The sequence below is a fragment of the Methanobrevibacter sp. genome (assembly GCF_015062935.1).
Taxonomy (GTDB): Archaea; Methanobacteriota; Methanobacteria; order Methanobacteriales; family Methanobacteriaceae; genus Methanocatella.
Genome location: NZ_SUTM01000018.1, coordinates 1 through 13,537 on the forward strand (window position 1 = coordinate 1; position 13,537 = coordinate 13,537).

Here is a 13,537-nt window from a genome sequence, read left to right on the forward strand (position 1 = left end):
AAAATAAAATCCCATTATTGCTTGAAATTAAAAAATAAGAGTTTTAAATTGAAAATTCAATATTCAATTTTTCCCTTTAAAAAAATAATAGGAATGGGAAAAATCCCATTTAAACTTTACGAATATTTTCAAAAGCCTTTTCAATAGCTTCTTTTTGATTCATGTCTTCACATGCTTTTTTAACACGTTCCAAATCTGCGCGGGTTTCAGGATATTTAGGAACCGCACTGCATCCTCCGTCATCAATTTTGGATATTTCAAATGTACCTATTTTTTTAGCAATTTCTGTAATCTCTTCCTTATCCAATCCTATTAACGGAGACAATATAGGCATTTCAACACCATATCTTGTTGCAAGAATGTTTGACAGAGTCTGTGAAGCCACCTGCCCGACACTGCTTCCGTCAACTATAGCATCAGCACCCAATTTGAGGGCTAACTTTTCTGCTATGTGATACATTCCAGATTTGCATAAAACACAGGTCATTTTCTCAGGAGCGTAATCTTTAGCAGTCTGAAGATATTCTCCATAATCCACAATACGTTTTTTAATTGGAACTCCCTGAGCATATATGTTGAGCTGGTCAACCAATGCATTGAAGTTTTCTGTAACTTTCGGACCTGAAAAAGGATCATTGTTACAGTGAAGAGCCACCACTTCACATCCTCTTTTCATCATCAGGTATGCTGCAACAGGAGAGTCTATACCGCTTGACAATAGCACAATAACTTTTCCCTGTGTTCCTAACGGCAATCCACCAGGACCCCTGATTTTTTCATGGAAAATATAAGTATCATTTTCTCTTACTTCAACAAAAATTGTTAAATCCGGATTTGTCAAATCAACTGGTGCCAATACAACGTTTCTTACAACACCACCACAGTGGGCCGCCATTTCCTGTGAAGTAAAATCATGTTTTCCAACACGACGGCATTTAATTGCAAATTTGGTGTTTTCATCGATTAATCCTTCTGAAACCAACTCTTTAACATAAGCAGATAATGTTTCATCAATTTGCTCATAGGTTGTTTGTGTGGAAGTTGCAGGAGAATATGAAACAACACCAAAAACCCTGTTGAGTTTTTCAATTCCATCTTCAAAGTCTTCAGGATGAATATAAATTCTTCCCTGGTTTCTTTCTACATCGCATTCAAAAGTAGCTTTAATATTTTTAACTAGCTTTCTTTCAAAACGTGACCTTATCTTTGGACTTTTGAGTCCTATTTCACCATATCTGGCAATAATTAAATCATAATTCATAATAACATCTCTTTTTAGTGCACGCTGAAAAAAATAGCAATCCCTTCTATACTAGTTTTTTAAAATATAACAGCAAGTATATTTTTAAGGTTAATGATTATAAAAGTTTTTGTAAAAAAAGAAAAGGAGGATATAAAATATCCTTAAATTAAATCAACAGCAGTTTGGATAGCTTCATCCATCTTGTCAGTGTTTTTACCTGCACCTTGTGCTAAAGTCAGACGGCCTCCGCCGCCACCGCCAAGCACACCTGCTGCAGTTTTAATGATTTCATTAATCTTAACACCACTGTCAATTGCACTTTGGGAAGCTGCTCCTACGATTTTACCGTCACTGTTACCCATAATGACAACATCAGCCTTGCCGTTGTCGGTAAAGTCAGTAGCCATTTTCTGAAGCTCCTTGAAGTCAGCTTCGATTAACTGATGAACGACTTTAAGGCCATTGATTTCATCATACTCATCTGCAAGGGAGTTCATTTTCAGTGATGCAATTTCGGATTTCAAGCGGTCAATTTCATTTTTCTGTGCTTTCCATTCTGAGAAGAATCTGTCACAGGTTTTTGGAAGCTGGTCGTTTTCGACCTTGAATATTGATGAGCTTTCACGTAATATTTCACCGTCATGCTGCATTGAATCGATTGCTGCAAGACCTGCTGAAAAGTCAATCCTTTCAACACCGTCCTGAACCCTTTCGGTCTTGTTGATTTTAATCGGTCCGACAACACCTGTTCTCAGTACGTGTGTACCTGCGCATGCCTGTACGTCAACTCCCGGGATTTTAACTACACGAATCATTTTACCCGGAACGATACCTCCCTGGTAAAGGACAAATCCATATAATTCCTGTGCCTCGTCCCTTGTGTGGAATTGAATGTCCAGGTCAATGTTAGCCATAACGTATTCGTTAGCCAGTTTTTCGATTTCATTGAGCTCTTCCTGTGTAATACGTTTGTAGTGTGACAGATCTATACGTGCACGGGTCAGGCCGTTTTGTGATCCCGCTTGCCAGATGTGCTGGCCCAATACTTTTCTTGCAGCTGCAATCACCAGGTGAGTTCCTGTGTGGTGGCGTGCAAGGGTGATTCTTCTTGTCCAGTCAAGTTTACCTTCGACTTTTTTGCCAACCACATCATCTTCGAGGTCGCCATCTACATGATGCAATACGACATTGTCGATTTTTTCTGCATGTTTCATGTTAATGTCATTTCCGTCAATGGAAATGATACCAATATCGGAAGGTTGACCTCCTCCTTCAGGATAAAATACTGTTTTATCGAAGATTAAACATTTGTCCCCATCCTTTTCAACTAATCCTAAAACTTCGGCTTCAAATTCTTTTTGGTAGAAATCTTTATAGAACAATAAGTCTGTTTCAGGGAAGTCTACTTTGAATGTGGATTTTTTGTTTGATGTATCCTTTTCGTGAGCTCCTGCTACTTGAGTAAAGAAGTTATCCGGAACATTTACAGTAAAACCGTCACCTGCCATTTCAACAACGGTTTCAGGAGGAATTCCATGAGCATCATATAAGTCAATTAACATTTCAAGAGGCATTTCAGATTTTCCTTCTTTTTTAAGCCTTTTGATTGATCTTTTAACAATGCTTTTTCCTTTTTTAACTGTTGCAGCATATCTTTCCTCTTCCAAGGTGATGATGTTCATGATATGCTCTTCGGAATCTCTGATTTCAGGATAAAACTTGGATAGGAAATCAAGTTGAATTGCCATTACATCAGCTAGGGACTCTTTCATGTCCAACTCTTTCATGAATCTTATGGTTCTTCTTAAAACCAGTCTTGCCAAGTAACCTTCTTTAACATTGGATGGAATGATGCCGTCAGCAATCATGAATGCGAGACATCTTGTGTGGTCTGCAATGATGTAGATAGCTTCCATCGGTTCGGCAGCTTTTAAGTATTCTTCTAATGATAAATCTAAACTGTCTGCAACTTGTTGTCTGAGTTCCTTTAAATCACCGATATCTTCGATATCCATCATTCCTGCAATCTGAGCGTTTCTTCCTTGGATATCCTCATTTATTTCAACACCAGTCAATTCTTTGAGTTTGTCAACAACAGGTGCGAAACATGCATCGTATGCAGTTGGAGTTCCCTGTGAAATCCATGCAATACGTTCTAAACCGTAACCTGTATCCACAACCTTGATTGGAATTTCTTTTTTAGAACCGTCTTCCAATGTTTCGTATTGGATGAAAACCAGTGTTGCAAGTTCCACTCCTCTGCAGCAGACTTCGTAACATGGCCCTTCGTTACCTCCACCACTCCACCAGGATTTGATGAAAGTAATTTCTTCAGTGTTAATTCCGATATGATCAAAGAATTTATGACATAATTCTATTGTACGGTCTTCCCAGTAAATGAAGTCATCTTCCTTGTTAATTACAGTATGGGTCCCCATTGTAAAACAGGTCATATGACGGCCGGTTCTTCCAACATTGTCAACATCGTTGAGTCTGATTGAAGGCTGAGCCATTTCAATAGGGTTAGCCGGAGGTTTGACAAGACCTGATGTAATCCAAGGCTGGAAACAGAATATAGATGCTCCAACTAAAAATACATCATCCCTCCATCTTTTAGCCAGTACGGGATATCTGTGGACATGAGTGTGTCCTTCACTTTCTAAAAATTCTCTAAAAACTTTCTGGATTTCATATAAATTGTATGGTTTATCGGTTGCAGGATTTGCAATAAACTCATACTCATCACACGGAGCATCACCACAAGTATCTCTATCTACTTGAGAGTAAAACTCCTGTCCGCAAGTTTTACATGTTTGTTTTTTGTAACCAAGTTCATCAAAAATTTCTACCATATAAATCAGTTCTAATAATTTATTAGTATATAATATATTTTTAATTTAATAAATAATTAGCGAAAAATTTGATAAAAAAGGTTGTAATGAAAAATAGATTTAAAATTAGTAAAATAAGTCAGTAAAAAAAGATAAAAAAAGAAAGGTGATAGATTTAAAAAATCTATCCGAAGAGAGCTCCTAATCCAGCCATAGCTTCTTCTTCAGAAGCTTCTTCTTCTTCCTCTTCTTCTTCCTCTTCTTCTTCAACAGCTTCAGCTGCTGCAGGTGCAGCTGCAGGTGCTGCTGCTGCCATAGCAGTAGTTTCCATAGCTTCGTCGATGTCAACATCTTCTAAAGCTGCGATTAAAGCTTTGATTCTAGCTTCATCAGCTTCAATTCCTGCTGCTTCGATAATACTTTTAACATTTTCTTCGTTAATATCTTTTTCTGCACTGTGCAAAATCATTGCCGCATATATATATTCCATGTTATCACCATTAATTTTTTAAAGTGTTAGTTTTTATAATAATAAAAATTTTAATTTTAACCGAAGAGAGCTCCTAACCCAGCTGCTGCTTCTTCTTCACTATTTTCTTCTTCTTCCTCTTCTTCCTCTTCTTCTTCGACAACTTCTTCGACTACTGGAGCAGCTGCTACAGCAACACTAGAAAGTTTTTCAGCTAATTCGTCATCGATAGCACCAGGTGCGTCAGCAACTTCGGATGCTAAAGCTAACATTTTAGCTTGTGCTAAACCAATGATTGGTTCTGAAGTTTCAGAAGTCATTATTGCTGCTTCTACACCGACATTAATTGCTCTGGTGTATGCAAGAGTAATGATTGTGGAAATAGTTTCATCAGTAGGGATAGCTGCGTTTACAGATAAGTTGAATGCACTTCTAAATGCATTTTGTACGTCAGCTAATGTTTGTTCTTCGTCGATTGCTAGTACATCGGAAGTATAAATTGATCCTTCTTCATATACTGCTTTTAAGTCCATTCCTACTTCCATTGGATTAATTTCCAATCTGGATAAGGTTGCTGCTACTTGTTTGGATACTTCTTCGCCAGCTTTTACGACAACTGTTTCTTTTTGTACGCAAATTTTACCTTTATCAATTTTAGCAGGAATTCCAACTTGTTGTAATTCACCTAAAAATGGACCTGGTTCAAATCCTGTGTCCCCTTCAGGTACAACAATATCGTCTACAGCAATTGATCCTGGTTTTGCAGGAGCAGAAGTTTTACTGTCTTCTAATATTTTGTACAATTTGAAAGGATTCATTTCAGTTGCAACGAGTGCAATTTGACCATCCATATGTTCTGATAAATCAACAATGTTGGTTTTTTCAGCATTACAATCTTCAAGAGCTAATTTAATAAGATTTATTTTAGACATTCTGATTACAGCATTACCTTTTAATGTTTTTCTCATTTCTTGGAGCTGTTTTGCAGGAATGTTTTCTAAATCAACAAGACCAATAACATCGTATTCGTCAATTATTGCTTTAAGCTCTTTAACTTCTTCCTTTTTCCATTCAGCAACATGAGCCATTAGATCACCCTCACTACTGGTCCCATAGTTGTTTTAATAAACATGGACTTGATTTGACTTCTTCCTTTTTCTAAATTGCGGTCTAAGACTGTAAGAACAGTTTCTACATTTTCAGCTATATCTTCGTCTGACATGTCTTGGCTTCCGACAACAACCTGAATACTTGCTTGTTGTTTTACACCAACTTTGACAGTGTTCTGTAACCTTTCTAAAAGAGGAGCTAATTTGATACTTGCAGGCACTGGTTTTGGCATTTTTCCACGAGGACCTAAAACTGGACCTAGGAATCTACCAACGAGTGGCATCATATCAGCTTGAGCTACTAAGAAGTCAACAGAGTTAGCCATTTTTTTAGCTGCTTTTCTGTCTTTTCCAAACTCTTCTAAATCTCCTTTATTAATTACAGTGTCAAGACCAGCATCTTTAGCTTGAACAATGAGTTCCCCATCAGCAATGACTCCGATTTTAACATCTTTGCCACGGCCGTTAGGAAGAGTAACTTCCTCATTAAACCTATTTTCTGGCTTTCTGACATCTAAGTCACGGATATTAATAATAATATCTACGGACTCAGTGAAGTTTCTCGGCTTAGATTGTTCTTTTGCCTCCTTCACCGCGTTAATTACATCTTGTGTCATATTCATCCCCCATGAACATAAGTTCATTGGATTTTTTTGGTTTCATGAGAATCATTACAAGAAAAAAATTCTTAAACGATTGCATGAATTAAAAACAGTATATCAATTATAATAAAATTATAACGTCATATACACTGTTACTGTTAACTTAAATTTAAATTTTGTAGACAATATCTATTCTACTAAGATATCGTCGTATTCACCAGCATCTACTGCTTTTTGTGCTTCTCTAGGGTCTTTACCATCTACAGAAATACCCATACTTACACAGGTTCCCATAACTTCTTTTACACCTGCTTTGTAATCGTTAGCAAGTAATGAATCAAATTTCATTCTAGCGATTTTTAAAGCGGTTTCAATTGGTAAGTCATTTACAATGTCTAAACCTGGTTCATGAGAAGCTTTTTCGATGCCTAATTCTTCCATGATAAGTGAAGTAGTTGGAGGAGTACCAATTTCAATTTCGAATTCTTTAGTATCCCTATCAACACTAACGATAACAGGTACTTTCATTCCTGCAAAGTCAGCGCTTTTTTTATTAATTTCTTCTACTACTTGCATCATGTTAATACCGAGAGGTCCTAAAGCTGGGCCTAATGGAGGTCCAGGAGTAGCGCTTCCACCTTCGATAAGAACTTCGACTGTATCTTTAGCCATCAGTCAGCCTCCTTTTGAATTATTCTTATTTGATCAGCTTTAACAGTAACTGGAATAGGTACTGCTGCCTCTATTAACTCAAGGACGACTTCTTCACGTGATTCATCAATACGAACCACTTTCGCCCTTTCACCTTTGAACGGACCAGAAATAAGCTCAACAATACTTCCTTTTTGTATAGAGGAAATAATTGGCTCTGGTTTTAAGAATCTTTTTGCTTCATCGAAAGTAATGCCAACACTACCTTCAACTACCCCTCTTAAATGTTGTACTTTTAAGTCAGGGTTTCTGAGATCTATTTTTGTTGAAGATTCAACTAAAATATATCCTTTTAAAGATTCTGGGACAAGAATTGAGGAAATACCTATACCATCAATGGTTCTAGCTTTACGAGCTAAAAGTCTAGCTACATTCCTTTCTTGACCTGCAGAGGTCTTAAGAGCATATATGGAACTATTAGATTCTTCCATGAAAAATTCACCTATTTTAATATTTGACTAAGTTAATGAAGTCCCACGCAATGTGGTTCTTAGGTAATTCACAATATATTGTGAAAATTTACTAAGCTATCCCCCACCTTCAATTGGGTTTAAAACAATCATCTATTTGATTAATTTACTTATAAACTTTTTAAAGTCTTATTTTCGTTAATCCAAAAAGATAAATTCATACATTAAGTTAAAAGTTATTATAAAAGCCATAATTATTCAAGAATATATAAATTCCCGAAAATTAGAATTCTATAATATGAATATCTATTGCTTTAATAGTATATAAAAGTTTTCAAAAAAATAGAATTTTGAAATAAAATATAAAATTACAAAAAATTTTATTATAAAAAAAAGGGATCAAAAAAATGAAAATTGGTTTTAGATACCAATTAAGCTACCTGCTAAAACGATAACAAAACCAATAACACCAACGATTAAAACACCGATGGAAACAACTTTGGCCAGTTCTCTGTATTCTTTAGCATCAGGTTTTCTTGAAACTTTTAATACTCTTTTACTGTCTTTTATAAATTTATCAAAACTTTCTTGCACGTTCATTTAAATACCCTTTAATAAAAAAACTATGAAATAATCATAATTTAATGAATTATAATAAAATAATAGTAATATAATAATTTATATTTTATACATTAATAAATGTTTGTATTTTTTAAAAAAAATAAGTAAATGGAATTAGAAAATTCCATCAATGAAATCATCCAATTGGTCATTTGCAGGTTCTGTTTCCGGAACATCTTCAACATAATCATCATCAGAATCTTCACTTGGATTATAATTGGATTTAATACCAGAAACAACCACAGTAGTCCTGACCATATTTTGGAGACTTTCATCAATTTGAGTACCCCAAATAATATTAGCTTCAGGATCAAGTTTATCAGCAACAACTTGGACAATTTTTTCTGCTTCATGTAATGTTAAGTCTGAACTACCAGATATGTTTACTAAAGCACCAGTTGCATTTGAAATATCAATGTCTAATAATGGGCTGCTTAAAGCTTCATGTACAGATTCTAAAGCTCTGTCTCCAGAATCAGATTCTCCCATACCAATCATAGCCATTCCAGAACCGCTCATAATGCTTCTGATATCAGCAAAGTCTAAACTTACAAGACCTTTCTTGGTAATCAATTCAGTAATTCCTTTAACTGCTCTTCCAAGGATTTCATCAGAAACCATGAATGCTTTGTTCAATGGCAAGTTAGGAGCAACTTCTAATAATTTATCATTAGGAATAACAATGACTGTATCTGCGGATTCTTGAAGTTTTTCTAAACCTTGTTCTGCATTTTCTCTTCTTTTAATTCCTTCTGCAGAAAACGGCATGGTTGAAACAGCGACTGTTAATGCTCCTAATTTTTTAGCTATTTTAGCAATGATTGGAGCTGAACCAGTACCAGTTCCACCACCAAGACCACAGGTAACAAATACCATGTCTGCGCCTTCTAATTCATCCCTAATTTCATCTTCACTTTCTTCAGCGCATTCTTCACCAACAGATGGTTCTCCACCTGCTCCTAATCCTTTGGAAGTTTGTCTTCCTAAAAGGATCTTTTTGCTTGATTGACTGTAAAATAAATCTTGAGCATCAGTATTGACTGCGATAGTTGTAGCGCCTTCAATACCCATTTCGTTTAATCTTGAAATAGTATTGTTTCCTGCTCCACCAGCACCAACAACAAAAATATTAGTTTTTACGCCTTGAATAATACTAATTAAATCTTCATCTATATCAGAAGAGATTTTTTCTGGCTGTTTCTCTTCCATTCTTTGTTCGGATTCTTTGATTGCATCATCTATAATTTTCACAAGTTAACCCCACTTACTCTGCTAATAAAATTAATTGTTAAATATTTCTATCGTAACTAATATTTAAATGCACCTACTATTTAAAGTATTATGAAATTTTTACAAAAATCAAAAAAATATTTAATCCCTTGGCATTGCAATAATTTCATGGAACTGAAGGTTGAATAAATTCTTGGAATTGACCGGAGTTAAAATAACTGCAGTGTCAACACCATGTGCCCTTCCTCCGATAGCAATTATTTCTTCACCGACAGGAATTAAACCTGCATCACAAGCCATTAAAGAGATTTCAGCTGCAACTTTAACACCATGGGAAAACATTCTTAAAGTGTCGGCTACAACATCCAAAGGTGAATATCCTCCATACTTATTAGTAACACCCCTGGCAGCACCGCTGAAAGCATGCAATCCCTGGAAGGTTTTGATTCCTTCATTTTCCAATTCCTTAATCATTTCCTCTGAAATGTCTGACTCGTTGTCGCCGCTGAATCCCACATTGTGTGAAACATTGACTATTGTAATACTGTCATCGTCAATAGCCTGGCTTAACTTCAATGCGGATTCGCCTGTGGAAGATGCAATTAAAATATATTTTATATTGTCTGCAAGTTCCAATTTGTCTTTAACAGCCATAATCAATTCATCAGTATAATCATCACCTTGTTTATCAAAATATGTTATGAATTTTCTTGCCATAATCACACGACCTAAAATAGATAATTATTATAATCCCTATTATGTTATATTAGTATGTAATTAATTTTTATTAAAGATTTTTATGAAAGATTTGAAAAATATAAAACATGTAACAAATGGAGAATACATAGTTATTCCAATAGAAACAGGTTATATAAAGCCCAATGAAGATTTAAGTTCAATAATAAATCCTGCCATTGAATTGATGGAGGATGGCGATTATCTAGTTATTGCAGAAACACCGATTTCAGTTTCCCAAAACAGACTGGTGGATGAATCCCAATACAAACCGTCACTTACAGCAAAATTCCTGACAACAGTCTGGAGCAAATACCTCTGGGGATATGTTTTCGGCCCAATTTTGGGAATTAAAGAAAGGACAATAAAGAATCTTAGAAGATTGCCTGAAGAAACAAAATCCCACAAGGAGGTCGTGCTTCAATTGTATGGTTTAAAACATGCCCTGAAACCGGCTTCAGAAGCGGGAATCGATTTGAGCAATGCGCCTGGAACTTTCGTCTCATTGCTTCCTGAAAATCCCGAAAAGGTTGCAAAAGAAATTAAAAATGAAATAGGAAAAAATGTTTGTGTCATGATTATCGACACCGATGCGACATACATGAAAAACGGAAAATATTTTACAGGACTTCCGATAGCCATTGACGGGATTGATGCCGACAACGGATTTTTCGGATATGTCAGGGGCCAGCTTTCTGAAAATATGGGATCAACACCTTTGGGATGCAGTGAGAAGATGGATGTTGAAACTGCCCTGAAGATAGCCAACATTGCAGAAGATTATCAAAGGTCACTGTCCACGGAAATGAAAACAATTCACAGCGTCAAAGAGGTGCTGGGCAGTGAAATCGATGAGGTTACCATAGAGGCACTTGATTCAATAACCCACACCCCTGCCGTCATCATTAGAAAACAATAAATATTAAAAAAAATAAATCTTAACATTAATATAATATATTTTATTTTTTGTTTCATAATAGAATATAATAACATTAAAGCGTTTAGGGGAAATTAAATGATAGATGATCCATTAGTAAAGACATTATTAACAAACGTTGTTGAAGATGAAAGTAACTTACCTATTGTTGAAGCATTAATCGATGGTGTGGAAACCGATGAAGAAATAGCAAAAAAAACTGAAATCAAATTAAATATTGTTAGAAAAGTGCTTTATAAACTTTACGATTTAGGATTAGCCAGTTATAAAAGAAGCAAAGACCCCGAAACCCAATGGTTTACATATTCTTGGAAATTTGAAAAAGACGAAGTAATCAACCATATTAAAAAAGATTCAGAGCAATATTTAAAAATGCTCACTGATGAGCTTGAACATGAAGAAAACAACATGTTTTTCATTTGTCCTGACGGCCATGTGAGATTTGATTTTGATGATGCTTCAGATTATGAATTCCTGTGCCCTGTTTGTATGAACGAATTAGAATTCCAAGACAATGCTGAAAACATCAAACAGCTCAAGGAAGACTTGAAAATGGTTGAAAGTAACTTTAATTCATTCAATAAAAAAAATATTTAAACCGATAAAATGGAGATAGAATTACTCAAAAAAGAGAAAACTCCTGAAAATGTTATTGAACATTCAAAAGCAGTTTATAATAAAGCTATGAAAATAGCTTCTAATTTTAATCAAGCAGATTTGGATTTAATCCGCAAAGGCGCACTTTTGCATGACATTGGGCGGTCAAAAACCCATGGCATAACCCATGCAATAGTAGGTGCTGAAATCGCCCGCTCTTACGGTTACAGTCAGGATGTGCTCAATATTATTGAAAGACATATCGGTGCCGGCATAACCGAAAGTGAAGCTGTAAAACTTGGTTTGCCCGCTAAATCATACGTTCCCCAAACCTTGGAAGAAAAGATTGTGGCTCATGCAGACAATCTGATTAGCGGAAGCGAAGAGGTTGACGTTGATTTTGTCATTGCAAAATGGAAACGCAGAATTGAAGATCCCGACGACAATATTGAAAGACTGCTTAAACTAGATGAAGAATTAATTAAACCTTTTGAGGAATAAAATGAAAGTAATATGCTCAAGTGAAGAATCTTTGTACCGTCCTGAAGCAGTTAGATGGAGGCAAAGAATGGAAATGATGGAACCTCTTGGAGAGACCGTCGTTTTATTGCCGTGCAGTATGAAGAAACCTTATTCTAATTCCAAATCACACCAGAAATTCAGAAAATTAACAAGGTCATTTCAAGAACTTATTGTTACTTCCCCTTTTGGAATTTGCCCAAGGGAACTTGAAAATACATTTCCGATACAGTCCTATGACGTGAGCACCACAGGCAAATGGTCAGAGGATGAAATTGAAGAGAGCGGAAAACTGATAGAAAAATACACCAAGGGCAAGAAAATCGTGGCTAATCTTGCCGGAGGGTACTTGCAGTCCCTTGAAGCCTACTGTGATGATTTTGTTAATGTCTGTGTTGATGAAAGACCGACATCCCCTGAATCTCTTTACAACTTAAGAATGGAACTTAAAAAACATCAAAAGATTAACAGAAGGGACAAGACCCTGCATGAATTAAGATCAATTGCAAAATACCAGTTCGGTGAAAACGGTGATAAATTCATTCCGGACAATGTTAAAACCAAAGGAATGTACCATAAAAGAATCCTGTCCGACGGCAAACAGCTTGCATTGCTCAACAAGGATCATGGACTGTACAGGCTAAACCTTCCAGGTGGAGAAATATTGAAAGATATGGGAATAAATATAGTCAACATTGATTTTAATCTTGAAACCAATACCGTATTTGCACCGGGAATTGAAAAGGCAGACCACAGCATCATCCCGAATGACGAAGTTGTCGTGGTTAAAGACGATAATGTCATCGGAGTGGGCAAAGCCATTATGACCGGCTGTGAAATGGAAGAATGTGACAATGGTATTGGTGTGAAAATCAAACATAGATTTAAATAACATTTTGTTAATATAACAACATATATAAATACTAGAAATATTTATACTAATAAATACAAAAAATAGGAGACTACTTATGTCAGAAGATTTAGTAAATGATATTAAAGACGCAGTTTCTGTAATTAATGACCCTCACATGGGCATAAGCATTGTAGAAATGGGTATTGTACAAAATATTACCGTAGACGGAGATCAAGCTGAAATTATCCTTAAACCAACCAATCCTGGATGTATGAGTATCACCCGTATTGCAGCTGATGCAAAAGTAAGAGCTGAAAACGTCGAAGGTATTGAAAAAGCAAAAATTATCGTTGAAGGACATGCTATGGCAGAGTCAATTAACGAAATGATTAACAGATAAATTTTTAAATTTTAACTAAAAACTACGATATAACCGAAAGAGTTATATATAGTAATAAATATATGTATAAGTGTTGACAGTTAACTGTCACACTAATTATATAGGCTAGTGGCACAGCTTGGTTAGCGCGCTCGGCTGATAACCGGGAGGTCATGGGTTCGAATCCCATCTAGCCTACTTCTAACTATTTTTAAGATATTTTCATTTACATAACAATTTTATCTAAATTTTACCCGATTTTTTCACAATAATTATATACCATTTCGAACA

Annotated in this window: 15 protein-coding genes and 1 tRNA gene; 6 read left to right on the forward strand and 10 right to left on the reverse strand. The window is 35.6% G+C overall.

From position 1 onward, the window contains the following. Nucleotides 1-109: 109 nt before the first annotated feature. The 10 genes from thiI to E7Z81_RS08835 form a co-directional block, all read right to left on the reverse strand. Nucleotides 110-1,261 carry a tRNA uracil 4-sulfurtransferase ThiI gene (gene thiI, locus E7Z81_RS08790; RefSeq protein ID WP_292746486.1) on the reverse strand — a complete coding sequence of 384 codons (1,152 nt, stop codon included), beginning with the start codon at nt 1,259-1,261 and terminating at the stop codon, nt 110-112. 143 nt (nt 1,262-1,404) lie between these two features. Next, nucleotides 1,405-4,095 (reverse strand): alanine--tRNA ligase, encoded by a 2,691-nt coding sequence (gene alaS / locus E7Z81_RS08795; protein WP_292746489.1) that lies wholly within the window; start codon nt 4,093-4,095, stop codon nt 1,405-1,407. Nucleotides 4,096-4,258: 163 nt separating this feature from the next. Next, the gene (rpl12p, locus tag E7Z81_RS08800) at nt 4,259-4,564 is read right to left on the reverse strand and encodes a 50S ribosomal protein P1 (RefSeq protein ID WP_292746491.1); all 306 of its coding nucleotides are present in this window, start codon (nt 4,562-4,564) and stop codon (nt 4,259-4,261) included. A 56-nt stretch (nt 4,565-4,620) separates the two neighbouring features. Further along, nucleotides 4,621-5,631, reverse strand: a complete 1,011-nt coding sequence (locus E7Z81_RS08805; protein WP_292746493.1) for a 50S ribosomal protein L10 — start codon at nt 5,629-5,631, stop codon at nt 4,621-4,623. Further along, entirely contained in the window at nt 5,631-6,269 is a 639-nt protein-coding gene (locus E7Z81_RS08810; RefSeq protein WP_292746495.1) for a 50S ribosomal protein L1, read from the reverse strand. The genes E7Z81_RS08805 and E7Z81_RS08810 overlap by 1 nt, the downstream gene beginning before the upstream one ends. A gap of 174 nt (nt 6,270-6,443) precedes the next feature. Further along, nucleotides 6,444-6,926, reverse strand: a complete 483-nt coding sequence (locus E7Z81_RS08815; RefSeq protein ID WP_292746497.1) for a 50S ribosomal protein L11 — start codon at nt 6,924-6,926, stop codon at nt 6,444-6,446. Further along, complete coding sequence (locus E7Z81_RS08820) at nt 6,926-7,396, reverse strand: transcription elongation factor Spt5 (RefSeq protein ID WP_292746499.1); 471 nt, start codon at nt 7,394-7,396, stop codon at nt 6,926-6,928. The genes E7Z81_RS08815 and E7Z81_RS08820 overlap by 1 nt, the downstream gene beginning before the upstream one ends. 399 nt (nt 7,397-7,795) lie before the next feature. Beyond that, nucleotides 7,796-7,975, reverse strand: a complete 180-nt coding sequence (locus tag E7Z81_RS08825; protein ID WP_292746501.1) for a protein translocase SEC61 complex subunit gamma — start codon at nt 7,973-7,975, stop codon at nt 7,796-7,798. 135 nt (nt 7,976-8,110) lie between these two features. Further along, a complete protein-coding gene (gene ftsZ, locus E7Z81_RS08830; protein WP_292746503.1) occupies nt 8,111-9,247 on the reverse strand; it encodes a cell division protein FtsZ in 1,137 nt (378 codons plus the stop codon). A gap of 120 nt (nt 9,248-9,367) precedes the next feature. Then, complete coding sequence (locus tag E7Z81_RS08835; protein WP_292746505.1) at nt 9,368-9,943, reverse strand: pyruvate kinase alpha/beta domain-containing protein; 576 nt, start codon at nt 9,941-9,943, stop codon at nt 9,368-9,370. An 82-nt stretch (nt 9,944-10,025) separates the two neighbouring features. On the opposite strand from E7Z81_RS08835, the gene E7Z81_RS08840 reads away from it, so the two are divergent. The 6 genes from E7Z81_RS08840 (at nt 10,026) to E7Z81_RS08865 (ending at nt 13,444) form a co-directional block, all read left to right on the forward strand. Continuing rightward, nucleotides 10,026-10,880 (forward strand): coenzyme F420-0:L-glutamate ligase, encoded by an 855-nt coding sequence (locus E7Z81_RS08840; protein WP_292746508.1) that lies wholly within the window; start codon nt 10,026-10,028, stop codon nt 10,878-10,880. A 96-nt stretch (nt 10,881-10,976) separates the two neighbouring features. Next, nucleotides 10,977-11,495 carry a transcription factor E gene (tfe, locus tag E7Z81_RS08845; RefSeq protein WP_292746510.1) on the forward strand — a complete coding sequence of 173 codons (519 nt, stop codon included), beginning with the start codon at nt 10,977-10,979 and terminating at the stop codon, nt 11,493-11,495. Nucleotides 11,496-11,504: 9 nt separating this feature from the next. Continuing rightward, nucleotides 11,505-11,996 carry a TIGR00295 family protein gene (locus E7Z81_RS08850; protein ID WP_292746512.1) on the forward strand — a complete coding sequence of 164 codons (492 nt, stop codon included), beginning with the start codon at nt 11,505-11,507 and terminating at the stop codon, nt 11,994-11,996. A 1-nt stretch (nt 11,997) separates the two neighbouring features. After that, nucleotides 11,998-12,906 carry a DUF5591 domain-containing protein gene (locus E7Z81_RS08855; RefSeq protein ID WP_292746514.1) on the forward strand — a complete coding sequence of 303 codons (909 nt, stop codon included), beginning with the start codon at nt 11,998-12,000 and terminating at the stop codon, nt 12,904-12,906. Nucleotides 12,907-12,982: 76 nt separating this feature from the next. Next, nucleotides 12,983-13,267: an iron-sulfur cluster assembly protein gene (locus tag E7Z81_RS08860; protein ID WP_292746516.1), complete on the forward strand. Its 285-nt coding sequence runs from the start codon at nt 12,983-12,985 to the stop codon at nt 13,265-13,267. Between the two features lie 102 nt (nt 13,268-13,369). Further along, nucleotides 13,370-13,444, forward strand: a tRNA-Ile gene (locus tag E7Z81_RS08865). The last annotated feature ends 93 nt before the right edge of the window (nt 13,445-13,537 follow it).

Excerpts from the sequence above, each read along its gene's own strand:
- thiI (WP_292746486.1), bottom strand. The coding sequence starts at position 1,261 with ATGAATTATGATTTAATTATTGCCAGATATGGTGAAATAGGACTCAAA.
- alaS (WP_292746489.1), bottom strand. The coding sequence starts at position 4,095 with ATGGTAGAAATTTTTGATGAACTTGGTTACAAAAAACAAACATGTAAA.
- rpl12p (WP_292746491.1), bottom strand. The coding sequence starts at position 4,564 with ATGGAATATATATATGCGGCAATGATTTTGCACAGTGCAGAAAAAGAT.
- E7Z81_RS08805 (WP_292746493.1), bottom strand. The coding sequence starts at position 5,631 with ATGGCTCATGTTGCTGAATGGAAAAAGGAAGAAGTTAAAGAGCTTAAA.
- E7Z81_RS08810 (WP_292746495.1), bottom strand. The coding sequence starts at position 6,269 with ATGACACAAGATGTAATTAACGCGGTGAAGGAGGCAAAAGAACAATCT.
- E7Z81_RS08815 (WP_292746497.1), bottom strand. The coding sequence starts at position 6,926 with ATGGCTAAAGATACAGTCGAAGTTCTTATCGAAGGTGGAAGCGCTACT.
- E7Z81_RS08820 (WP_292746499.1), bottom strand. The coding sequence starts at position 7,396 with ATGGAAGAATCTAATAGTTCCATATATGCTCTTAAGACCTCTGCAGGT.
- E7Z81_RS08825 (WP_292746501.1), bottom strand. The coding sequence starts at position 7,975 with ATGAACGTGCAAGAAAGTTTTGATAAATTTATAAAAGACAGTAAAAGA.
- E7Z81_RS08835 (WP_292746505.1), bottom strand. The coding sequence starts at position 9,943 with ATGGCAAGAAAATTCATAACATATTTTGATAAACAAGGTGATGATTAT.
- E7Z81_RS08840 (WP_292746508.1), top strand. The coding sequence starts at position 10,026 with ATGAAAGATTTGAAAAATATAAAACATGTAACAAATGGAGAATACATA.
- tfe (WP_292746510.1), top strand. The coding sequence starts at position 10,977 with ATGATAGATGATCCATTAGTAAAGACATTATTAACAAACGTTGTTGAA.
- E7Z81_RS08850 (WP_292746512.1), top strand. The coding sequence starts at position 11,505 with ATGGAGATAGAATTACTCAAAAAAGAGAAAACTCCTGAAAATGTTATT.
- E7Z81_RS08855 (WP_292746514.1), top strand. The coding sequence starts at position 11,998 with ATGAAAGTAATATGCTCAAGTGAAGAATCTTTGTACCGTCCTGAAGCA.
- E7Z81_RS08860 (WP_292746516.1), top strand. The coding sequence starts at position 12,983 with ATGTCAGAAGATTTAGTAAATGATATTAAAGACGCAGTTTCTGTAATT.